The organism is Rubrivirga litoralis (genome assembly GCF_031846415.1).
GTDB lineage: Bacteria > Bacteroidota > Rhodothermia > Rhodothermales > Rubricoccaceae > Rubrivirga > Rubrivirga litoralis.
On sequence record NZ_JAVRHT010000015.1, the window covers coordinates 67,210 to 88,541 of the forward strand.

16 protein-coding genes, 2 tRNA genes and 2 rRNA genes are annotated in these 21,332 nt (G+C 69.4%); 16 read left to right on the forward strand and 4 right to left on the reverse strand.

Translation table 11 applies throughout. The features are described 5' to 3' along the window. Positions 1–38: 38 nt before the first annotated feature. From RM540_RS08030 to rrf, 4 genes are all read left to right on the forward strand, one after another. Positions 39–112 (forward strand) — tRNA-Ile (locus RM540_RS08030). A 31-nt stretch (positions 113–143) separates the two neighbouring features. After that, positions 144–216 (forward strand) — tRNA-Ala (locus RM540_RS08035). Positions 217–442: 226 nt separating this feature from the next. Further along, positions 443–3,361: ribosomal RNA gene (locus RM540_RS08040) — 23S ribosomal RNA — on the forward strand. Between the two features lie 136 nt (positions 3,362–3,497). Beyond that, positions 3,498–3,609: ribosomal RNA gene (rrf, locus tag RM540_RS08045) — 5S ribosomal RNA — on the forward strand. Positions 3,610–3,643: 34 nt separating this feature from the next. Here rrf and tmk read toward each other — a convergent pair. Further along, positions 3,644–4,288 (reverse strand): dTMP kinase, encoded by a 645-nt coding sequence (gene tmk / locus RM540_RS08050; RefSeq protein WP_311663036.1) that lies wholly within the window; start codon positions 4,286–4,288, stop codon positions 3,644–3,646. A 182-nt stretch (positions 4,289–4,470) separates the two neighbouring features. Here tmk and RM540_RS08055 point away from each other — a divergent pair, with 182 nt between their 5' ends. The 6 genes from RM540_RS08055 to RM540_RS08080 all read left to right on the forward strand — a co-directional run bounded on the left by RM540_RS08055 (position 4,471) and on the right by RM540_RS08080 (position 11,151). After that, a complete protein-coding gene (locus RM540_RS08055) occupies positions 4,471–5,895 on the forward strand; it encodes a tetratricopeptide repeat protein (RefSeq protein WP_311663037.1) in 1,425 nt (474 codons plus the stop codon). After that, positions 5,895–6,740, forward strand: a complete 846-nt coding sequence (locus RM540_RS08060; RefSeq protein WP_311663038.1) for a shikimate dehydrogenase — start codon at positions 5,895–5,897, stop codon at positions 6,738–6,740. Before RM540_RS08055 ends, RM540_RS08060 begins: the two co-directional genes overlap by 1 nt. Beyond that, a complete protein-coding gene (locus tag RM540_RS08065; protein ID WP_311663039.1) occupies positions 6,737–7,426 on the forward strand; it encodes a purine nucleoside phosphorylase YfiH/LACC1 family protein in 690 nt (229 codons plus the stop codon). The genes RM540_RS08060 and RM540_RS08065 overlap by 4 nt, the downstream gene beginning before the upstream one ends. Before the next feature lie 119 nt (positions 7,427–7,545). Next, on the forward strand, positions 7,546–9,333 hold the full coding sequence (gene recJ / locus RM540_RS08070) for a single-stranded-DNA-specific exonuclease RecJ (RefSeq protein ID WP_311663040.1): 1,788 nt from the start codon (positions 7,546–7,548) through the stop codon (positions 9,331–9,333). Between the two features lie 243 nt (positions 9,334–9,576). Further along, the gene (locus RM540_RS08075) at positions 9,577–10,296 is read left to right on the forward strand and encodes a ferritin-like domain-containing protein (protein WP_311663041.1); all 720 of its coding nucleotides are present in this window, start codon (positions 9,577–9,579) and stop codon (positions 10,294–10,296) included. Positions 10,297–10,338: 42 nt separating this feature from the next. Beyond that, a complete protein-coding gene (locus RM540_RS08080) occupies positions 10,339–11,151 on the forward strand; it encodes a ferritin-like domain-containing protein (protein WP_311663042.1) in 813 nt (270 codons plus the stop codon). A gap of 99 nt (positions 11,152–11,250) precedes the next feature. Here the strand turns inward: RM540_RS08080 and RM540_RS08085 are convergent, their stop codons facing one another. From RM540_RS08085 to RM540_RS08095, 3 genes are all read right to left on the reverse strand, one after another. Beyond that, positions 11,251–11,724: a DUF4126 family protein gene (locus RM540_RS08085; RefSeq protein WP_311663043.1), complete on the reverse strand. Its 474-nt coding sequence runs from the start codon at positions 11,722–11,724 to the stop codon at positions 11,251–11,253. 191 nt (positions 11,725–11,915) lie between these two features. Continuing rightward, positions 11,916–13,457 (reverse strand): S8 family serine peptidase, encoded by a 1,542-nt coding sequence (locus RM540_RS08090; protein ID WP_311663044.1) that lies wholly within the window; start codon positions 13,455–13,457, stop codon positions 11,916–11,918. Positions 13,458–13,699: 242 nt separating this feature from the next. Next, entirely contained in the window at positions 13,700–14,104 is a 405-nt protein-coding gene (locus tag RM540_RS08095; RefSeq protein WP_311663045.1) for a hypothetical protein, read from the reverse strand. A gap of 244 nt (positions 14,105–14,348) precedes the next feature. On the opposite strand from RM540_RS08095, the gene porX reads away from it, so the two are divergent. The 6 genes from porX to RM540_RS08125 all read left to right on the forward strand — a co-directional run bounded on the left by porX (position 14,349) and on the right by RM540_RS08125 (position 21,302). Then, on the forward strand, positions 14,349–15,944 hold the full coding sequence (porX, locus tag RM540_RS08100) for a T9SS response regulator signal transducer PorX (protein ID WP_311663046.1): 1,596 nt from the start codon (positions 14,349–14,351) through the stop codon (positions 15,942–15,944). Between the two features lie 75 nt (positions 15,945–16,019). Beyond that, positions 16,020–16,892 (forward strand): FAD-binding oxidoreductase, encoded by an 873-nt coding sequence (locus tag RM540_RS08105; protein ID WP_311663047.1) that lies wholly within the window; start codon positions 16,020–16,022, stop codon positions 16,890–16,892. A gap of 135 nt (positions 16,893–17,027) precedes the next feature. After that, complete coding sequence (gene tsaE, locus RM540_RS08110; RefSeq protein ID WP_311663049.1) at positions 17,028–17,477, forward strand: tRNA (adenosine(37)-N6)-threonylcarbamoyltransferase complex ATPase subunit type 1 TsaE; 450 nt, start codon at positions 17,028–17,030, stop codon at positions 17,475–17,477. 41 nt (positions 17,478–17,518) lie between these two features. Beyond that, positions 17,519–18,874, forward strand: coding sequence for a bifunctional folylpolyglutamate synthase/dihydrofolate synthase (locus tag RM540_RS08115; RefSeq protein WP_311663050.1), 1,356 nt, complete (start codon positions 17,519–17,521; stop codon positions 18,872–18,874). Between the two features lie 142 nt (positions 18,875–19,016). After that, the gene (rho, locus tag RM540_RS08120) at positions 19,017–20,498 is read left to right on the forward strand and encodes a transcription termination factor Rho (RefSeq protein WP_311663051.1); all 1,482 of its coding nucleotides are present in this window, start codon (positions 19,017–19,019) and stop codon (positions 20,496–20,498) included. A 111-nt stretch (positions 20,499–20,609) separates the two neighbouring features. Then, complete coding sequence (locus RM540_RS08125) at positions 20,610–21,302, forward strand: TIGR01548 family HAD-type hydrolase (RefSeq protein WP_311663052.1); 693 nt, start codon at positions 20,610–20,612, stop codon at positions 21,300–21,302. Positions 21,303–21,332: the final 30 nt, after the last annotated feature.

The following is a 21,332-nucleotide window of genomic DNA, read 5'->3' on the forward strand; positions in this document are numbered from 1 at the left end:
CCGGGGCGACCGCCATCGAATGCGCCCATCGCGCACTCGGGGCTGTAGCTCAGGTGGTTAGAGCACACGCCTGATAAGCGTGAGGTCGGAGGTTCAACTCCTCCCAGCCCCACGGAGACGCGGGAGCGTCCCATAGCTTATCAGGGGCCATAGCTCAGTTGGTAGAGCGCCTGCTTTGCAAGCAGGATGTCGGGGGTTCGACTCCCTCTGGCTCCACTCCCTGTCGTCTGACCAGTTTCTGGTCGCGAGGGCGGCAGACCGGCACCGGCTTGAGAAAGCTGCCGGACCGTACTTTGACATATTGATAGCCGTAGCAAAACTGCATCAGGGTCGAACCTGAAGCACCTCCACCTCGGTGGGGTTGTAGACGGTTCGTCTTGCTGAGACAAAGCATCGAGCGACTGGAGACTCTCCAGATCGAACGTAGACTCAATCGAGGTCGCATCAAGCGATTAAGAGCACACGGTGGATGCCTTGGCACAAGAAGGCGACGAAGGACGTGATAAGCTGCGATAAGCCGCGGGAAGGGGCAAATACCCGACGATCCGCGGATTTCCGAATGGGAAAACCCAGCAGGTTGAAGACCTGTTACCTGCACCTGAAAACATAGGGTGTAGGGGCCAACCCGGCGAACTGAAACATCTAAGTAGCCGGAGGAAAGGAAAACAATTAGTGACTCCCTAAGTAGTGGCGAGCGAACGGGGAAGAGCCCAAACCGAAAGAGTTTCGGCTCTTTCGGGGTTGTAGGACCTGCACACGGTGATCTGCAAGCAGAAGACGAAGTGGTCTGGAAAGCCACACCATAGAGGGTGATAGTCCCGTAGACGTAAAGCGAGCAGCGCCGCAGTGTTCCTGAGTACCACGGGACCGGAGAAATCTTGTGGGAATCTGCCAGCACCATCTGGTAAGGCTAAGTACTCTCTTGTGACCGATAGTGAACTAGTACCGTGAGGGAAAGGTGAAAAGAACGCCTAGTAGGCGAGTGAAATAGTACCTGAAACCGTGTGCTTACAACCAGTCGGAGCCCGTATATCGGGTGACGGCGTGCCTTTTGCATAATGATCCTACGAGTTACTCTTCACTGGCAAGGTTAAGGCGTTTAGCGCCGAATCCGAAGCGAAAGCGAGTCTGAATAGGGCGCACAGTCAGTGGAGGTAGACGCGAAACCAGGTGAGCTACCCATGGCCAGGTTGAAGCGCGGGTAAGACCGCGTGGAGGACCGAACGGGTGTCTGTTGAAAAAGGCTCCGATGAGCTGTGGGTAGGGGTGAAAGGCCTATCAAACTTGGAAATAGCTCGTACTCCCCGAAATGTATTTAGGTACAGCGTCTCTCCATAGTGTGCCGGAGGTAGAGCACTGATTGGACGCGGGCCCTTCACCGGGTACCAACTCCAGACAAACTCCGAATGCCGGACACACGTTCAGAGGCAGTGAGGGCGCGGGTGATAAGATCCGTGTCCGAGAGGGAAACAACCCAGATCGACAGCTAAGGCCCCCAAGTCCATGCTAAGTTGACCAAAGGAGGTCGGACTGCTTAGACAACTAGGATGTTGGCTTAGAAGCAGCCATTCATTTAAAGAGTGCGTAATAGCTCACTAGTCGAGCGGTCCGGCATCGAAAATGTATCGGGCATCAAGCATGGCGCCGAAGCTTCGGATTCTACTACGTAGAGTGGTAGGGGAGCATTCCAGCAGCGCTGAAGCTGAACCGTAAGGTTTGGTGGAGCAACTGGAAGAGAAAATGTAGGAATGAGTAACGATAAGACGGGTGAGAAGCCCGTCCGCCGTAAGCCCAAGGGTTCCTGTTCAACGTTAATCGGAACAGGGTTAGTCGGGACCTAAGCCGAGGCCGAAAGGCGTAGGCGATGGCAAACGGGTTTAATATTCCCGTACCACCCAAAGGCGTTAACGTGAGGCGTGACGCAGCAGCGTAAGGTCCGCGACCCGACGGAATGGGTCGTTGAAGTGCGTAGGCTGGAGCGGTAGGCAAATCCGTTGCTCCTTTAAGGCCGAACCACGACAGTAGGGGGATCCGAGAGGTGAACCCATAGTGACCCCAAGCACACTGCCGAGAAAAGCGTCGTACGTTGCCAAGGGTGCCCGTACCGTAAACCGACACAGGTAGGCGAGGAGAGTATCCTCAGGCGCTCGAGTGATGCGCGGTCAAGGAACTAGGCAAATTGGTCCCCTAACTTCGGAAGAAGGGACGCCCTCTTCGGAGGGCCGCAGTGAAAAGGCCCAACCGACTGTTTAGCAAAAACACAGCTCTCTGCCAAGTCGCAAGACGACGTATAGGGAGTGACACCTGCCCGGTGCTGGAAGGTTAAGGAAGGGGGTTAGCCGTAAGGCGAAGCTCTCGACCGAAGCCCCAGTAAACGGCGGCCGTAACTATAACGGTCCTAAGGTAGCGAAATTCCTTGTCGGGTAAGTTCCGACCTGCACGAATGGTGCAACGAGTTGGGCACTGTCTCGACCGCGCGCTCGGTGAAATTGTGGTCCCGGTGAAGACGCCGGGTACCCGCAGCGGGACGGAAAGACCCCGTGCACCTTTACTACAGCTTAGCATTGACTCTGGCCAAAACGTGTGTAGGATAGGCGGGAGGCTTTGAAGCGGCGTCGCTAGGCGTCGTGGAGCCACCCTTGAAATACCGCCCTCGTTTTGGTCGGCGCCTAACCCGCTGCCGTTATCCGGCAGGGGGACAGTGTTAGGTGGGTAGTTTGACTGGGGCGGTCGCCTCCCAAATTGTAACGGAGGCTCCCAAAGGTGCCCTCAGCACGGTCGGTAATCGTGCGTAGAGTGTAAAAGCACAAGGGCGCTTGACTGCGAGACATACAGGTCGAGCAGGTACGAAAGTAGGGTTTAGTGATCCGGCGGTCCCGTATGGAAGGGCCGTCGCTCAAAGGATAAAAGGTACGCCGGGGATAACAGGCTTATCTCCCCCAAGAGTTCACATCGACGGGGAGGTTTGGCACCTCGATGTCGGCTCATCGCATCCTGGGGCTGAAGAAGGTCCCAAGGGTTGGGCTGTTCGCCCATTAAAGCGGTACGCGAGCTGGGTTCAGAACGTCGTGAGACAGTTCGGTCCCTATCTGCTGCGGGCGTTGGAGAATTGAGTGGATCTGTCTTTAGTACGAGAGGACCGAGACGGACTGACCTCTAGTGTACCAGTTGTGACGCCAGTTGCATTGCTGGGTAGCTACGTCGGGAAGGGATAAGCGCTGAAAGCATCTAAGCACGAAGCCCACCACAAGATGAGTTCTCCCTTGTAGATCGTTCTAGATGAGGACGTTGATAGGCGGTAGGTGTACGCATGGCAACATGTTCAGCCGAGCCGTACTAATTATCTACCAGGCTTGATGCACTCCACCTCGACTGCGTGTACGTACGCCAGGAGGGTCTCAAGACGCTCGATGAATATTTGCAAGGAGAGTTGCAGGCACTGCCTGTTGTCTCTGCCCTATGCAGTTTTGCTACGGCTATCCATATGTCATCCGATTCTTGGTGACTATAGCGCGGGGGATCCACCTCTTCCCATTCCGAACAGAGCCGTTAAGCCCCGCAGCGCCGATGGTACTGCCTTTTAGGTGGGAGAGTAGGTCGTCGCCAAGTCCCCTTAAGCCCCGACGCTTTAGAGCGTCGGGGCTTATTTGTTTGACTGAACTCTGTTTGGATTTAGGAGGCCAAGGATGTCATCCAGTACATTCTGACGAATCGCCTCAGCTGTGGCTGCACCATCCAAACGGATAATCCGATCCGGGTTTGACTCGTAGAGGCGGAAATACGCATCTCGGACTCTCTTGTAGAAGGGGATGTCTTCCTTCTCGATCCGATCGCTTCCGCCTTCGTCTCTTCGATTCTTTGCCTGTTGGGGAGTGACATCGATGAAGTAGGTTCGGTCTGGCTGCCGACCTGCCACAACGAAATCGTTGAATGTCTCGAACCACTCGAATTCTTTCAGGGAGCGCCCTCCACCCTGGTAAGCCGTTGAGGAGTCAGCAAACCGATCCGCGATCACGATGGCGCCCCTGCTCAAAGCAGGTTTGATGACTGTGTCGACGAGGTGAGAGCGCGCTGCGCTAAATAGCAGCAGCTCAGTTCGTGGCGAGACCGTGCGTGTGCTGTCGAGTACTATGCCCCTTAGATCTTCCCCCAACGGAGTTCCTCCGGGTTCTCGGACCTCCACCACGTCATATTGGAGGCGGCGCAGCTCACCGGCGAGGAGCTTTGCCTGCGTGCTCTTCCCAGAGCCGTCGATGCCTTCGAAGGAAATGAAGAGGGGCTGAGACATGACGTGGCGCAGAGGGCCGACAAGCGGGACGACTGAGAAGGAATGCTGGAAGTGGGCGGCGCTGGTGTGAACGGCCTGCGCGTTGCATCACCCGAAGCCCCCAGCTATACTAGGCACGCCCATAGGAACGAGATGGCCTCGTCCCGATCTCCTGCTCACATAGAGCCTAAACGCTCGCGCGAATGTTCGACTACGAGTTCGATGATCCCGCTGGAGACGACCGCACGGACGAACTGGTAAAGGCGTACGAGGCTTCTCTCTGCGACGGCGCTGCAGGTTTCTTTGCCTTAGACGACCTGGAGCACATCGCCGCCTACTACTTCGAGGTGGGCCGCTTTGAGGAGGCCCTCCGTGTTGTCGACGATCAGATCGAACGGTCCGCAGGGGCGTCCGATCCGTGGATGCGGAGGGGGGTGCTGCTGAACCACATGGAGCGGCACGAGGAGGCTTTGAGAGCGTACGAGCAGGCTCTGTCTCTGAACCCGATCGATCCGGAGACGCTTGTCAACTACGGGATCACGCTTGACACCTTAGGCCGCTCAGAAAGCGCGCTCGTTGCGTTCGACCGCGCATTGACAGTTGACCCTCTCGCGGCAGACGCTCTCTTCAACAGCGGAATCGCGCTTGAGAAGCTGGAGCGATATGATGAAGCGGCTCTCGCGCTCGAGCGGTGCGCAGAGATCGACGAGGAGCACCCGGAGGTGTGGTACGAGTTGGGGTACTGCTACGACAGGTTGGGACGCCTTGATGAAAGTGTCCGCGCGTATGACCAGCAGATTGAGGTCGACCCGTACGCGCAGAACGCGTGGTACAACCGAGGCATCGTCCTCAATCAGGTCGGGAAGTACGACGAGGCGGTACAGTCGTACGACTTCGCGGTCGCGATCGACGACGGATTTACGTCTGCGTGGTACAACCGGGGGAACGCCCTTGCGAACCTGGACGACGCCCGGGGGGCGGCCGAGAGTTACCTCAAGGTGCTGGAGCACGAGGACGGAGACGCGTCCACGTTCTACAACCTGGGGCTCGCGTACGACGACTTAAACGAATACGAGGCGGCCGTCGACTACTTCCGCCGCGCCGTCGGCGACGACCCGGAGTATGCCGATGCGTGGTACGGGATGGGCTGCGCCCTAGACGCTCAGTCCCTCTACGCCGACGCGCTGGCTGCATTTTCGCAGGCCATCTCTCTCACGCCACAGGAGAGCGAGTACTGGCACGCCCGAGCGGACACGGAGTACAACGCCGGCCAACTCGCGGAGGCGTTGCGCTCGTACGGGCGGGTCATCGAACTGGACGCGTCGAACAAGGAAGCGTGGCTCGACTTGGCGGAGACGTGTTTGGAGATGGGGCTCCGAACGGAAGCGCTCGAAGCGTTCTCGCAGGTTATCCGCCTCGACCCCGAATCCAGCGAGGCGCACCTGCGCCAGGCCTGGGCGCTCGCGTCTGTCGGCCAGCGGGAGAATGCCGTGCGGTCGTTCCGGCGAGCGGCAGAGCTTGACCCGTCGCGGGCCGATGAGATTCGGCGGGCGTACCCCGACCTGATGGGCGACCTGAGGTCGGGTGGGTTCCCCCGCGGCCCCGTCTCTGGAGACGAGAGGGCGTAGTGGCAGCGAGGTTGGTCGTTCTGTTGGGGACGCCGGTCGCGCACTCCGTCTCGCCCGCCCTCCACAACGCGGCCTTCCAGGCGCAGGAGTTGGACTACACCTACGTCGCGTGCGACGTGGACAGGCCGTCGCTGCCGGCTGCGGTGGAGGGGCTGTGGGCACTCGGAGGCGCCGGAGCAAACGTGACGATCCCCCACAAAGAGCAGGCGCTCTCGCTGGCATCCGCCGTGACGCACAGTGCCGAAGTGGTCGGCGCCGCCAACACCCTCGTCCGCACCGCCCAGGGCTGGCGAGCCGATAACACCGACATCGACGGATTCCTCGCCCCGCTCAGGCGACTCGCCACCCCGCCCCGCTACGAGACCGTCGTCGTGTTCGGAGCGGGCGGGGCGGCCCGCGCCGTCGTCTACGGCGCGTTGCGCGACCTGAGCCCGCGCCGCGTCACCGTCGTCGCCCGGCGGCCGGAGCAGGCAGAGCGCCTGATCCACGACCTCCACCACGTCGCGGGCGGGGCGGAGCTTGTCGCCGCCCCGCCCGGCGAGGCTGGCGGCGCCGTCCGCGAGGCCGCGCTCGTCGTGAACGCCACGCCGCTCGGGATGGGCGATGGGCGGACGCCGTGGGCCGAAGCCAGCGACTTCCACGCCCGCCAGGTCGTCTACGACCTCGTGTACCGCCCCGCCCAAACGCCCTTGCTTCGGATGGCGGCCGAGCGGGGGGCGACGACGATCGGCGGGCTGCCGATGCTGCTCGCGCAGGCCGCGGGGAGCTACCGCCAGTGGACGGGCCGCGAGCTCCCGATGGACGTGGCCGAGCGGGCGGCGCGTGAGGCGCTGGGAATAGGATGACCGACGCCGCTCTCCGCCCCGCCCTCTTCGCGGACGCTCCGGGGCTCGTCGCCGGGTTTACGACGCGCGCCTTTTCGCCCGCTGGTGAGCCGCTCGACGCGGCGCGCGCGCGGCTCGCTCGGGAGACGGGGATAGCGGTCGCGTCTGTCGGGCAGGTGCATGGAGCGGATGTCGTCGTTGTTCGACAGGCGGGGCACGTTCCCGATCACGACGGGCTCGTGACGGACCGTCCCGGCCTGCTCCTGAGCGTGATCGCCGCCGACTGCGCGCTCGTCCTGCTCGCCGACTCCGAGGCCGGCGTCGTCGGGGCGTGTCACAGCGGGTGGCGCGGGACCGTCGCCGGTGTCGTCGGGCGGACGGTCGAGGCGATGGGCGGGGTGGGCGCCGACCCCGCCCGCCTGCTCGCCTATGTCGGCCCGTGCATCTCGGCCGAGGCGTTCGAGGTGGGCGAGGAGGTCGCGGCCCAGTTCGACGCCTCGGTTGTCGTGCGGCGTCCCGAGTGGCCCCGCCCGCACATCGACTTGCGGGCCGAGATCGAGCGGCAACTCCGGGCGCTCGGCGTCCGCCCCGCCCGCGTCGAGGCGACCGACGCGTGCACGGTGGCCGACGGCCGGTTCTACTCGTACCGCGCCGAAGGCGGGGCGGCCGGGCGGATGCTCGGGTTCGTCGGGCGGCGCTCCGCCTGAGGACCGCCCCGCCCGCGCGAGACGGGCGGGGTGGGGAGAGCGGCCCGGTGCCCGCCCCGCCCGCCCCGTATCTTGGACGCTAGTAAAACAGAGAGCGGGGCGGGAACGCTCCGGCACCTATGACCGAGGATTCCCCCGCCGCGCCCTCCCCGTCGGAGGACCCCGGCACGACGACCCGCTGGACGCTCCGCGCGGTCGAGGACGAGGCCGCCGTCGACCAGATCGCCTCCGACCTCAACGCGCTCCCGCACGCGCTCGCGCGGTCGCTCGCGCTCCGCGGCGTCCGGTCCTTCGACGACGCCCACACGTTTTTCCGCCCCGCCCTCGGCCGTCTCCACGACCCCGGCCTGATGCGCGACATGGACCGGGCCGTCGAGCGCGTGGCGCGGGCCGTCCGCGGCGGCGAGCGCGTGCTCGTCTACGGCGACTACGACGTCGACGGGACGACGTCGACGGCCATGATGACGACGTTCCTGCAGGGGCAGGGGCTCGACACCTCGTTCTTCATCCCCAACCGCTTCGAGCACGGATACGGGCTGGGCGAGGCCGGGATCGACGCGGCCGTCGAGCGCGGCGCCTCGCTCATCGTGGCCCTCGACTGCGGCATCACGGCCGTCGACGAGGCGGCATACGCGAAGGCGCGCGGGCTCGACCTCGTCATCTGCGACCACCACACGGCGGGCGACGTGCTCCCCGACGCCGTGGCCGTCCTCGACCCCAAGCGGCCCGACTGCGACTACCCGTTCAAGGGCTTGAGCGGATGCGGCGTCGGGTTCAAGCTGATCCAGGGCGTCCTCGCCGAGCTTGGCCTGCCGCCCGAGGAGGCGTGGCCGTACCTCGACCTCGTCGCCGTCTCGACGGCGTGCGACATCGTGCCGATGGTGGGCGAGAACCGCGTGCTCATGCGGGCCGGGCTGAAGCAGCTCGTCGAGCGCCCGCGGCTCGGCCTCACGCTTTTGGCCGACCGCGCGGGCGTCGACCTGGATGCGTGCACGGCGTCGAAGATGGTGTTCCAGATCGGCCCGCGCATCAACGCCGCCGGGCGGATCGCCGACGCCGGCATCGCCGCCGAGCTGCTCGCCACGACGGACGCCGTCGAGGGGCAGCGGCTCGTGGACGAGATCGAAGGCCTCAACATCCGCCGCCGCGAGCTCGACCGCGAAACGCGCGACGAGGCGTTCCGGCTCGCCGAGCGCCAGATGGACGACGACCCGCTCGCGCTCGTCGTCTACAAGCCCGGGTGGCACCCCGGCGTCATCGGGATCACAGCCAGCCGCGTGGCCGAGCACTTCCACCGGCCGACGGTCCTCATGACCTCGAACGGCGACACGCGCACGGCGAAGGGCTCGGCCCGGTCGGTCCAGGGCATCTCGATCTACGACGCGCTCGCCCAGTGCTCGGACCTCCTCGACCGCTTCGGCGGCCACGCCTTCGCCGCCGGCCTCGCCCTCCCCATCGACCGCGTGGACGAGCTCCGCCGGCGGATGCAGGACGCCGTCGGCCTCGCCGTCGACGACCCGTCCGACCTCGTCCCCGAGATCGAGGTCGACGCCCACCTCCACCTGGGCGACGTGACGCCGCGGTTCTGGAGCGTCCTCAAGCAGTTCGGCCCGCACGGGCCGGACAACCTGCGCCCGGTGTTCTGGGGCGAGGGGCTCCGCGTGGTCGGCCAGCCGTCGCGCGTGGGCGCGCAGAAGCAGCACCTCCGGCTCCGCGTGGCCCAGCAGGAGGGCGGGGCGACGTTCCCCGTCATCGGGTTCGGCTTGAGCGAGCGGTACGACGCCGCGCTCGCGAGCGTCCGCCGCGGGCGCCCGCTCGAGCTCGCCTTCCAGGTCGACGAGAACACGTGGAACGGGCGGACGACGCTCCAACTCAAGGCGCAGGACCTGCGCGTAGCCGAGGTCTAGAGGCCGCCGCCCCGCCCAGGGCTCGTCCACATGCGGCCGCCCCGCCCTCGACGTCGAGGGCGGGGCGGTCTGTATTAAGGGGTGCTGCCCGGGCGGAGAGGCGGCTCCGGGCGGGGTGTCGTCGGAGCGCGTTGTCGGACAGACACGTACGTGCAGGTCGGACGCGGCCCCGTCTTCGGGCGGGGCGGGACATTCGGGTGTCTGGAGGCGGTTCCAGACAGCACCACACGACCCCCCTTCCCTATGTCATCCCCCCTGCCCCCCGCTCTCGCGGCAACCGACCGCCGCGGGTTCTTTAAGCGAGCTGGACTCGGTCTGGGCGTCGCGGCGGCCGCGACCACGCTCCAGGCGTGCGACACGAACGACGACGACGACGACGCGGGCGCAGTAACGCTCGACTTCTCGTCCGATGTCGGCGTGCTCAACTACGCGTACGCTCTCGAACAGCTTGAGGCCGCGTTCTACTCGGCCGTCGTCGCCGACGCCGGCTTTGGCTCGACGTTCAACGCCGACGAGCAGGCCGTCCTCCGCGCCCTCTCGGCCCACGAGAACATCCACCGCGACTTCTTCGCGACGGCCATCCAGCAGGCGGCCGGTGCCGCGGCCGTGCTCCCGGACCTGGAGGTCGACTTTAGCGCCGTCAACCTCTCGGACCGCCGGAGCGTGCTCGAAGCGGCGCGGACGTTCGAAGACACGGGAGTCGGCGCGTACAACGGGGCGGGGCGGTACCTCGAGAGCGCGGACTACCTCCTCATCGCGGGCAAGATCGTATCCGTCGAGGCCCGCCACGCCTCGGTCATCGCGGGCCTGCTCGAAACCAACGCGATCGGCGGGACGCGCATCGGGGGCGGAAGCCAGATCGACGGGAACGGCCTCGACCCGGCGTACACGCCCAGCGAGGTGCTGGGGGCGGTCGACCCGTTCGTCCGCACGGTCATCCGCGCCGTCAACGTGCCGTCGTAGCACTGGCGCTCCTGTCCGTCTCTCCCTCTATTCCGACTCCCCATGTTTGACCTTCTCTCCACGCTCGACGCCGACGCGGCGGCCGGCGTCGCCTCCCGCCGCCGCGCCCTCCACACGGTCGGCAAGATCGGCCTCGGCGCGGCCGCGGCCTCCATCCCGTTCCTCAAGCCGTCCGTTGCCTTTGCCCAGTCGGGCGGCAACACGGCGTTTGAGGTCCTCAACTACGCGCTCACGCTCGAGTACCTGGAGCGGTCGTTTTACCGCCAGGCGCTCGACATGAACTATCTCTCCACAGCCCGCCCGCTCGTCGAGACGATCGAGGCCGACGAGACGGCCCACGTCGCGCTCCTCCGCGGCGCGATCGAGGCGGCCGGCGGCGACCCCGTTGATTACGAGGACGCCGACTTCACGTTCGGCGACTTTCTCTCGTCTTACGACAACTTCCTCGCGCTCGCGCAGTCGCTCGAAGACACGGGCGTCCGCGCGTACAAGGGGCAGGCTGGGGCCATCCAGGGCACGGACTACCTGACGACGGCGCTCCAGATCCACTCGGTCGAGGGGCGCCACGCGGCCGCCATCCGCCGGCTCCGCGGCAACCAGGGCTGGATCCCGCTCGACCAGCCCGGCGCTCCGGTCCCCGCCGTCTACGGCGCCGGCAACGGGTTCCCGGCCGAGGACAACGTGACGCAGGGCGGGGTGGACCTCGCGGGCGCCCTCACCGGCTACACCCGCCAGGAGATCACCGAGGCGTTCGACGAGGGCCTCGACATGGAGACCGTGCTCGGCATCGCCGGCGGGTTCATCACGGGCAACAAAGACCAGGACGACGACGGCGATGGCAGCGACAACAACTAGCCGCCCCGCTCGCTAAACCGCGCCGCCCCGCCCTCACGTTGAGGGCGGGGCGGTCGTCGTTAGAGGAGGCGGGTCGCCGCCCCGCCCGGGTGGGGCGGGCTACTCGGCCACGCGCCGCGCGAGGACCGAGCCCAGCGCGAGCGTCAGCACGTCCTCAGCGACGGCGACGGCCGCGTCTGGGAGGCCGGTCGCGTCGCTGGAGGTGCGCCGCACGGAGAGCATGACGTAGGACGAGGCCACCGCCCCGCCCGCGCCGGCCAGGATCGAGGGGACGAGCGACGTGCGCCGGGCCGCCGCCGCGGCCGCACCCACGAGCGCGCCCGATGCGATCCGCCCGGCGAGTACGCGGGGGGCCGTCCGCGACTCCATGCCGGGCATCTTGTCGCCCACCATCTCGCCGGCGGCGGCGACGGTCAGGAGGCGGCGGGCGAGCGTCGAGTGAAGCGCGTCGGCCGGCTGGCGGAGGCGGCGGCGCCCTTCGAGGGCGCGGCTGAGGAGGGCGGGGGCGGCCATGCTGCGCATGCCGGCGGCCCAGCCGAGGCCGGCGGCGAGGGCTGGTGTGGAGAGGTCCATAAAGAGGGGGAAGAGGAAAGGAGTCCGACGCTCCCCGCCCCGCCCCGTTTCACCGTCCGCCCCGCCTACACCCTAATCGGGGGGCGCCCTACACCTGCGGCGCGCGGTCGCTCGGCGCCGTCCCGGCCGAACACGACGCAGGGCCGGCCCCCGGTGGAGCCGGCCCTGACGGAGCGCGCGGGCGGGGCGCCCTACATCGACCGCTCCCTGGCCAGGCGGATCGCCTCGGCGGCGTTAACGACGCCGCCCGTGGCCGAGAGCGTCCCGAACGCGACGGGCTCGCCGCTGCCCGGCCGCGCGACCTCGTCGTCGGCGTAGCGCGTGGCCGAGTCGAGGAGGATCTGGCGGACCTCCTCGGCAGTGAAGTCGGGGAAGTACGCCATCACGAGCGCGGCCACGCCGGCCACGACGGGCGAGGCGAAGCTGGTCCCGTTCGCCGTCTGCACGCCGCCGCCCGGGGCCAGCGACGTCACGTCGGCGCCGGGCGCGAACAGGTCGACGCCGGCCTGGCCGTAGTTCGAGAACCCGGCCGCGAGGCCGGCCGAGTCCGCCGTGCTCGCGCCGACTTCGAGCCAGCCGTCCGAGGCCGTCCCGTTGAGGAAGGTCCGCGTCGGGAAGTTGTCCTCGACGTCGATGTCCTCGCCCGAGTTGCCGGCGGCGTGGACGAGCAGGACGCCCTGATCGACGGCGTACGCCACGGCCTCGTCGACGGCCTCCTTCTGCGGCGAGTACGACTTGCCAAAGCTCATGTTGATCACGCGCGCGCCGTTGTCAGCCGCGTAGCGGATGGCGTTGGCCACGTCCTTGTCGCGCTCGTCGCCGCCGGGGACCGCCCGGAGCACCATGATCCGAGCCGGCGCGATCCCGTCGATCCCGAGATTGTTGCCGCGCACGGCGCCGACCAGTCCGGCCACGCCGGTCCCGTGGTTGGGGTCGGGGCCGGCCACGTCGGTGTTGCCGTAGAAGCGCTCCGTGACGTCGGCGTAGTCGTCGCCGACGATCTCGCGCGGGTCGTAGTCCGGGTTGAGGCCGTACGTGAGCATGGACGAGATCTGCTCCTCGGCCGCTTCGACGTCGGAGAGCGAGGCGCCCTGGCCGGCGAGGAAGCCGAGGATCTGCTGGGCGCGCTGCGCGTCGGGGTCGTCGCCCACGTCCAGGGCCGTCGGGTCCTCGGGGTCGTAGTCGTCGCCGAACCGCTCGCGGAGCGTGGCGTCGGCGCCGCGGACCTGGCCGAGGATCTGGCCGATCTGGGCGGCCTGCGCCGCGAGCGGCGCGCGCTCGGCTTCGAGGTCGGCCTCGAGCGCCTCGCAGTCGGTGTAGGTCGGGTCGGGCGTGCCGTCGCGGCAGAGCTTGACGAGCCGGGCGAGCTCGTACGAGTCGTGCTCGACGTTCCGGCCGTCTGCCCCGCCCAGGAAGCTCCAGCCGTGGACGTCGTCGACGTAGCCGTTGCCGTCGTCGTCGACGCCGTTGCCGGCCACCTCGTCCTCGTTCGTCCACAGGGCGGGCTCGATGTCGGGGTGCGTCACGTCGACGCCGCTGTCGATGATGGCGACGACGACGGCCTCGGGGTCGCGGTCGCCGAGCTCGGCGTACGCCCGGTCGAGGTCGATGCCGGCCACGCCGGCGTCGCTCCCGAGCAGGTGCCAGTCTGACGGCGGGGGCGGGGCGGCGTCCTGCGCGAAGGCCGGGGCGGCGACGAGGGCCGCGGCGGCGAGGAGGGGGCGGAGAGTCATGCAGAGAGTAGATGGGAGGGCGAGAAACGGGGGCGGGGCGGCGTTCGCGTGGCCGCCCCGCCCGGCCGCTGGCGGAGCCGGAACCTACTCGCGCGGGCGGGGCGGCCGGCGCCGCGCGGCGTCGCCCACCCCGCCCCAGCCGAGGCCGCCCATGTCGGGTGGGGCGGTCGGCGGGAGTCCCCAAAGACGCCGCCCCGCCCACGGCGTGCGGGCGGGGCGGCGGGTGCGCGTGGGGGCGGCCGCTACTGGCGGCGGAGGGTGGCCGGGGCGTCGCCGGGGTCCGTCTCGATGGCGATCGTGTCGCCGTCGTCGCTGACGGTCCCCGTCAGCGCCTCACCGTCCACGACGAGCGTGAGGGCGGGGTGGTCGTAGGTGCCGGTGCCGGTGACGGGGTCGATCACCTCGTCGAACCCGCCCTGCTCAATGACCGAGCCCTCGAACCGGAACGACTCGCCGCTCTCGGTGTCGGGAATGTCGACCGTGAGCGTGGTGAACGTGCCCTCGCCTGTGTCTTCATCCCGGAGGTCCTCGGTCACGCCGGAGTAGGTCCCTCCGATCTCGAACTCGGAGTCGGCCGAATCGCAGGCCGCGAGCGCTAGCGTCGCAAGCAGGCAAGCAGAGAGGGCGGTTGGGTAGAAGCGGCGCATCGGGCGGGGGCGGGGTGGGTGCAGAGGCAGTGAGTTTACGGGGCCTCCGTGCAGGGTGCACGGTCGCCGCCCCGCCCCGAGTCGCCGAAGCACTCAACGCCCCGCCCTGTGGCGCGAGCGGGGCGGTCGCCCCGCCCTCTGCCGCTGCGTCCGGGCACCACGGGGCGGGGCGGAGCGTTGGGACGGCCTCCCCGCCCGACCCCCGACCGCCCCGCCCGTCGCTACACCCTTAACTCCCGCTCCCATGCCGCGCATCCTCTGGGCCGACGACGAGATCGACCTCCTCAAGCCCCACGTCCTGTTCCTCGAAGCCAAGGGCTACAACGTCGAGACGGTCACGAACGGGGCCGACGCCGTCGACCGCGTCCGCGAGCGGGGCGGCTACGACGTGGTCTTCCTCGACGAGCAGATGCCCGGGCTGGGCGGGCTCGACGCGCTCCAGGAGATCAAGGGCGCCCGGCCCGAGACGCCGGTCGTGATGATCACGAAGTCGGAGGAGGAGCACATCATGGAGGACGCCATCGGCCGCCAGATCGCCGACTACCTCATCAAGCCGGTCAACCCGAAGCAGATCCTGCTCTCGGTCAAGAAGATCCTCGAGGGCGACCGGATCCGCGGCGCGCAGGTCCAGCAGGACTACCTCCAGGGGTTCGGCGAGCTGACGGCGCGGATCGGGGGCGCCGACGACGCCGGCGACTGGACCGACGTCTACGAGACGCTCGTGCGCCACGACCTCGGCCTGGGCGGGGCGGACGAGGGCGTCCGCCAGATCCTCGACGACCAGTACCGCGAGGCCAACCGGGCCTTCGCCGGGTTCGTCGAACGCCGCTACCCGCGGTGGATCGAAGACGTCCAGGCCGGCGAGAAGCCGCGCCGCGACCGCCCCGCCCTCAGCCACGAGGTGCTCCCGCGGTGGGTGTTCCCGCACCTGGGCGGGGCGGGCGAGCGGCCCGAGCGGCCGGTCGTGTTCCTGCTCATCGACTGCATGCGCTACGACCAGTGGCTCCTGTTCGAGGACCACCTCCGCGCGCTCTACGACGTCGAGAAGGATTGGCACTACGGGCTCCTGCCGACGGCCACGCCGTTCAGCCGGAACGCGCTCTTCGCCGGGCTCCTGCCCATCGACCTCGCCAAGCGGTTCCAGAACTACACCGTCGACGAGCGGGGCGACGAGGCCTCGCTCAACGCGCACGAGGCCGAGTACCTCGACGACCACCTCGCGCGCCGCCACCGCGGCGACGTCCGGGTCCGCTACGACAAGCTGGTCTCGCAGAGCGACGGCACCCAGTTCGCCGACCGCGTGACGGACTACCTCCAGCACGACCTCTCGGCCGTCGTCGTCAACTTCGTCGACATCTTGGCCCACAGCCGCTCGGACACGCGGATCCTCAAGGAGATCGCCCCCGACCTCCCGGCCTACCGCTCGCTGACCGGGGCGTGGTTCGAGCACAGCTGGCTGCTGGCCGCGCTCCAGGAGCTGGCCCGCCACGACTGCACGGTCGTCGTGAGCACCGACCACGGGGCCGTCCGCGCGCTCCACCCGACGAAGGTGATCGGCGACCGCGAGGCGTCGACGAGCCTCCGCTACAAGCACGGCCGGAACCTGAAGGTGGACACCGACGACGCCATCTTCGTCAAGGAGCCGGAGACGTACGGGCTGCCGCGGCTGGGCATCAACGAGAACTACATTTTCGCCCGCGGCGACAGCTACTTCGTCTACCCGACGAACTACAACCGCTACGTGAACCAGTACCGCGACACGTTCCAGCACGGCGGCGTGACGATGGAGGAGGTCCTGCTGCCGGTCGTCACGCTCCGCCCGAAGCAGAACGGGAACTAGGAACGGGAAACGAGGAACGGGGCAGAGTCAAAATCGGGGGCGGGGCGGCCGTCATTTTCCTATTTCCCGTTCCCGTTGCCTGCTCCCCACCCCGCCCCGCCCCCCGGCTACCTCCCCGCCCGCGTCGAGCGGCGGCTGGACGTGGCCGACGACCTCGCCGTGATCTGGCTCCGCCCGTCCGAGCCGGTCACGTTCCTCCCCGGCCAGTACCTCACGCTGGCGGCGCCCGGCGCCGACGGCGGCGTCGTGAAGCGGCCGTACTCGGTCGTGAGCGCGCCGCACGAGCCGCTCGTCGAGCTCGTGGTGGAGCTGGTGCCCGAGGGCACGCTCACGCCGCTCCTCTGGCCGCTCGGCCCGGGCGACGGCGTCTGGGTGCGGCGCCGGGCCGCGGGCCGGTTCCTGCTCGACCCGGAGCGCTCGCGGCACGTCATGGCCTGCACCGTGACCGGCGTGGCCCCGTTCCTCTCGATGATCCGCGCGCACGTGGCCGTGGGCGGGGCGGCGGATGACCGCTTTCTCGTGGTCTGGGGCGCGAGTCACGCGGCCGAGTTCGGCCCGTACCTCGAGGAGCTGGACGCGCTCGCCGCCCGGGACGACGTCGAGGCTGTCCCGACGGTCAGCCGGCCGTGGGAGAACCCGGCGTGGGACGGGGAGGTCGGGCGCGTGGAGGACGTGCTCCGCAAGCACCTCGACCGCCTCGGGTGGGCCGCCGCCGACGTGGCGGGCTACGCCTGCGGGCACCCGCAGATGGTCGAGACCGTGCAGGGCCTGCTCCGCCGCGCGGGCGTCGCCGAGGACCACGTCCACGAGGAGGTGTTTTTCACCGAGGGCGGGGCGGAGGACGATCCGCCCGCCCCGTCCGGGACGCTCCCGCCCGAGCCGCCCCGCCCGAGCCGACCGCCCGGCGCGCCGGGCGGGGTGGTGCTGAAGACGGTCCCCCGCCCGTAGGCGCCCGCCCCGCCCTCGACTCGGGCGGGGTGGTGCACGGAGGCCGAACCGCCCCGCCCCCTGGCGCGGCGCGGACGGGGCGCTCATCTTCCGCCTTCCGCCTTCCGCCTTCCGCCTTCCGCCTTCCGCCTTCCCGTGTTCGACGGCCTCCTCCCCGCCCAGACCGACGGCGCCGCCGAGACGCTCGCGCTCGGCCGCCGCCTCGCCGCGCGGCTGGAGCCCGGCGACGTCGTCGCGCTCCAGGGCGACCTGGGCGCGGGCAAGACGCACCTCGCCAAGGGAATCGCGGCCGGTCTCGGCCTGGACCCCGACGCGGTCACCTCGCCCACGTTCACGATCGTCCAGGAGCACGGCGACGGCGCGCTCCTCCACCTCGACCTCTACCGGATCGAGTCCGACGCCGACCTCGCTGGGTTGGGGCTCGACGAGCTCCTCGACGGCGACGCGGTCGCCCTCGTCGAGTGGCCCGAGCGGGGCGGCGCGTGGCTCCCCGCCCGCACCGTCTGGCTCCGGCTCGCGCACCTCGGCGGCGACCGGCGCCGGGTGGAGGAGGCGGAAAGGGCGGAACCGGAGACCGGGGAGTAGGTGAGCGGGGCGGGGTGGACGAGTCCATTTCCTAGTTCCCAGTGCCCACCGCCTCTACAGCTGAAGACCGCCTCCTCGCCCTCCCCCGCTTTGCCGACGCCGGCGCGGCGGCGTACAAGCCCGGCCTGGAGCGGATGCGCGCGCTCCTCGCCGCGCTGGACGACCCGCACCTCGTCTACCCTACGGTCCACGTCGCCGGGACGAACGGGAAGGGCTCGACGGCGTCGTTCGCCGCGTCCGTGGCGCAGGCCGCCGGGCTCCGCGTCGGGCTCCACACGTCGCCGCACCTGGTCTCGCTCCGCGAGCGGATGCGCATCGACGGCCGCCCCGCCCCGCCCGCGTGGCTCGACGGCGCCGTCGACCGCTGGGGCGGGGCGGTCGAGGCCGTCGGCCCCAGCTTTTTCGAGGCGACGGTCGCGCTGTCGCTCCTCTACTTCGCCGAACAGGACGTGGACCTCGCCGTCGTCGAGGTGGGGCTGGGTGGGCGGCTCGACGCGACGAACGTGCTGGTCCCGTGCGTGGCCGCGGTCACGCACGTCGGGCTCGACCACACGGACCTGCTGGGCGCGACAACGCGCGAGATCGCGCGCGAGAAGGCCGGCATCGCCAAACCGGGCGTCCCGCTCCTCCACGCCGTCGCGGACGCCGACGCCCGCGACTCGCTCGAAACCGAAGCGCGCGGGCGGGGCGGGGTGGTGGAGGCCGTGCGCGAGACGTGCCGCGTCGAGCCCGCCGGTGTGGGGTCTGGCGGCGCGGAGGCCGCCCCGCCCGGTTCCGCCCCGCCCGGTCCCGCCCCGCCCCGCGTCTGCCTCGTGACGCCGCTGCGCGACTACGGGCCGGTCGTGCTCGGGCTGCCCGGGCCGCACCAGGCGTGGAACGCGGCGCTCGCCGTACGCGCCGCCGAGGTTGCGTCGCCCGCCCCGCCCACGCCCGAGGCCGTCCGCGCCGGACTGGCCGAGGTCGCCCGGCGGACCGGCCTGCGCGGGCGGGGCGGGGCCTGGGCCGCCGACCCGCGCGTCGTGCTCGACGTGGCCCACAACGCCGACGGCTGGCGGGCGGCGCTCGACGCCGTCGCCGTGCCCGAGGGCGGCCGCTTGTGGGTGCTCGCCGGCGTTCTGGCCGACAAGGACGCCGCGGCGCTCGGCGCGCTCCTGGCCCGCCGGCCCGCCGGCCTGCCGTCTGCCCACCGCGTGCTGGCCGCCGGGCTGGAGGGCGAGCGGGCGCTCTCGGCCGAGGCGCTCGCCGAGGCGCTGGGGCGGGGCGGGGCCGACGCCGAGCCCGCAGGAACGCCCGCCGAGGCGCTCCGCCGGTTCCAGGACGCCGCGGGGCCGGCCGACCGGCTCCTGGTCACGGGGTCGCACCAGACGGTCGCTGCCGTGCTCCAGGGCGAACCCTGAGCGGGGGCGTGGGTTAGACGGCACCCCGGGTACAATTTGCCGCCGGGTCCACGTCTATATATCCCCGGACCGCACCCCGCCCCTCTCCGCGGTCCGCGCCTCCTCCCCCAGTCCCGCGCCCCGGTGCCGGGGCGCCGTCGACATGAACATCACCGCTCTGGAGCAGAAGAAGGTCTCCGAGCTCCACGAGATCGCGCGCCGCCTGGGCATCGGGGGCTACGCGGACCTCCGGAGGCGGGACCTCATCTACGAGATCCTCGGCGCGCAGGCCGACGCGGAAGCCGATGCCGCCGAGCCGCCGCCCCGCCCGGGCTACGACGCCGGCGACCGCCCGGCGGTCCGCCCCCGCTCGTCCGTGCGCCGCGCTGCGCCGGCCGAGGGCCGCCGCGAGGTCCGCCGGCGGCGGACGTCCCGCGAGCGCCGGCCGATCTCGCCCGAGTGGCCCGGCTACATGCAGGGGTACGACCCGCAGGCGGTCACGCTCGACGGGCTCATCCGCAAGGCGGGCGTGCTCGAGATCCTGCCCGACGGGTACGGCTTCCTCCGGTCGGCCGAGTACAGCTACCTCCCGTCGCCCGACGACATCTACGTCAGCCCGAGCCAGATCAAGCGGTTCGCGCTCCGCGTCGGCGACACGGTCGACGGCCAACTCCGGCCGCCGAAGGAGGGCCAGCGCTTTTTCGCGCTCATCCGCGTCCACTCCATCAACGGCCGGGCGCCCGAGGACTTCGACGAGCGGACGGGCTACGACTACCTCACGCCGGCCTACCCCGACCACCAGCTCCGCCTCGAAACGACGCCGGACGAGCTCTCGACGCGCGTGGTCGACCTGGTCGCGCCGATCGGGAAGGGCCAGCGCGGGCTCGTCGTCGCCCCGCCCCAGTCGGGGAAGACGGTCCTCCTGCAGAAGGTCGCCCGGGCGATCCTCGAAAACGAGCCGGGGACGACGGTCATCGCGCTCCTCGTCGACGAGCGCCCCGAGGAGGTCACGGACTTCGAGCGGGCCGTGCCCGGCGTCGAGGTGGTCGCCTCGACGTTCGACGAGTCGCCCGAGCGCCAGGTCCACATTGCCGACCTCGTGCTCGAAAAGGCCAAGCGGCTCGTCGAGGCGGGCCAGGACGTGGTCGTCCTGCTCGACTCGATCACGCGCCTCGCCCGCGCCCACAATGCCCTGCCGCACCCGGGCGGGGCGGCCGTCGAGGGGGCGGGGCGGACGCTCTCGGACACCGTCGACGCCGCCGCGCTCCGCGGCCCGAAGCGCCTGTTCGGCGCCGCCCGCGCCGTCGAGGAGGGCGGCTCGCTGACCGTCATCGCGACGGCCCTCGTCGAGACGGACAGCCGCATGGACGACGTGATCTACGAGGAGTTCAAGGGCACCGGCAACATGGAGCTCGTGCTGTCCCGCGACCTCGCCGACCGCCGCACCTTCCCCGCCGTCGACGTCGCGCGGAGCGGCACGCGCCGCGAGGAGATGCTCGTGCCGCCCGAGCGCCTCGCCCGCGTCCACGCCCTCCGCCGCCGGCTCGCCGGCCTCGACCCCGTCGACGCCATGACCTTCCTCCTCGACCGCCTGCGCGGCACGGCGTCGAACGACGCGTTTCTGCAGGAGATGGGCGACGAGTGATGAGTGAAGAGCGGGCTGCAAAGCGCCGGGCGGGGCGGGGTAGTCGTATTCAAGGCGGGGCGTCCCCGACCACCCCGCCCGTTACTCGTCACCCATCGCCCGTTGCCCGTTTTGAAAGCTGTCTTGCTCGACATGGACGGCGTCCTCGTGGACGTCCGCGGCTCGTTCCGGCGGGCCGTCGCTGAGACCGTCGGCCGGTTTACCGGCACGGAGCCCACGCCGGAGGCGATCCAGGCCAAAAAGGACCAGGGCGGGTTCAACAACGACTGGATCCTCTCGCACACGCTCGTCCAGGAGGCGGGCGGGGCGGCGTCGTTCGACGAGATCAAGGAGGCGTTCAACGCGCTCTACCGCGGCCGCGACTTCGACGGGCTCATCGCGACCGAGCCGCCGCTCGTCGAGACGGCCACGCTCGAAGCCCTCGCCGAGCGGTACGCGCTCGCGCTCGTCACCGGCCGCCCCGAGGAGGACGCCGAGTGGACGCTCCGCCGGTTCGGGTGGGACGCGCTCGTGCCCCTCGTCGTGGGGATGGGCCAGCAGGCGGGCCGCGAGAAGCCGGACCCGTACGGGCTCGCGCTCGCGCTCGACGCGCTCGGCGCCGCCCCGCCTGAGGCCGTCTACGCCGGCGACACGGTCGACGACCAGCGGGCGGCCGTCGCCGCCGGGTGCCGGGCCGTCGGCGTGGTGCCCCCCGGCCTCGACGTCGGCGCCCACGGGCGGACGCTGATGGCGGCCGGCGCCGAGGTCGTGCTCTCGACCCCGAACGACCTCCCCGCCCTCCTGGCGACGTGGGATGCGCGGTAGCAGGTAGAGCAGGTAGAGCAGGTAGAGCAG

Excerpts from the sequence above, each read along its gene's own strand:
- RM540_RS08065 (WP_311663039.1), top strand. The coding sequence starts at position 6,737 with ATGACCGACGCCGCTCTCCGCCCCGCCCTCTTCGCGGACGCTCCGGGG.
- RM540_RS08095 (WP_311663045.1), bottom strand. The coding sequence starts at position 14,104 with ATGCGCCGCTTCTACCCAACCGCCCTCTCTGCTTGCCTGCTTGCGACG.
- RM540_RS08055 (WP_311663037.1), top strand. The coding sequence starts at position 4,471 with ATGTTCGACTACGAGTTCGATGATCCCGCTGGAGACGACCGCACGGAC.
- RM540_RS08080 (WP_311663042.1), top strand. The coding sequence starts at position 10,339 with ATGTTTGACCTTCTCTCCACGCTCGACGCCGACGCGGCGGCCGGCGTC.
- RM540_RS08075 (WP_311663041.1), top strand. The coding sequence starts at position 9,577 with ATGTCATCCCCCCTGCCCCCCGCTCTCGCGGCAACCGACCGCCGCGGG.
- RM540_RS08090 (WP_311663044.1), bottom strand. The coding sequence starts at position 13,457 with ATGACTCTCCGCCCCCTCCTCGCCGCCGCGGCCCTCGTCGCCGCCCCG.
- rho (WP_311663051.1), top strand. The coding sequence starts at position 19,017 with ATGAACATCACCGCTCTGGAGCAGAAGAAGGTCTCCGAGCTCCACGAG.
- porX (WP_311663046.1), top strand. The coding sequence starts at position 14,349 with ATGCCGCGCATCCTCTGGGCCGACGACGAGATCGACCTCCTCAAGCCC.
- RM540_RS08085 (WP_311663043.1), bottom strand. The coding sequence starts at position 11,724 with ATGGACCTCTCCACACCAGCCCTCGCCGCCGGCCTCGGCTGGGCCGCC.
- recJ (WP_311663040.1), top strand. The coding sequence starts at position 7,546 with ATGACCGAGGATTCCCCCGCCGCGCCCTCCCCGTCGGAGGACCCCGGC.
- tmk (WP_311663036.1), bottom strand. The coding sequence starts at position 4,288 with ATGTCTCAGCCCCTCTTCATTTCCTTCGAAGGCATCGACGGCTCTGGG.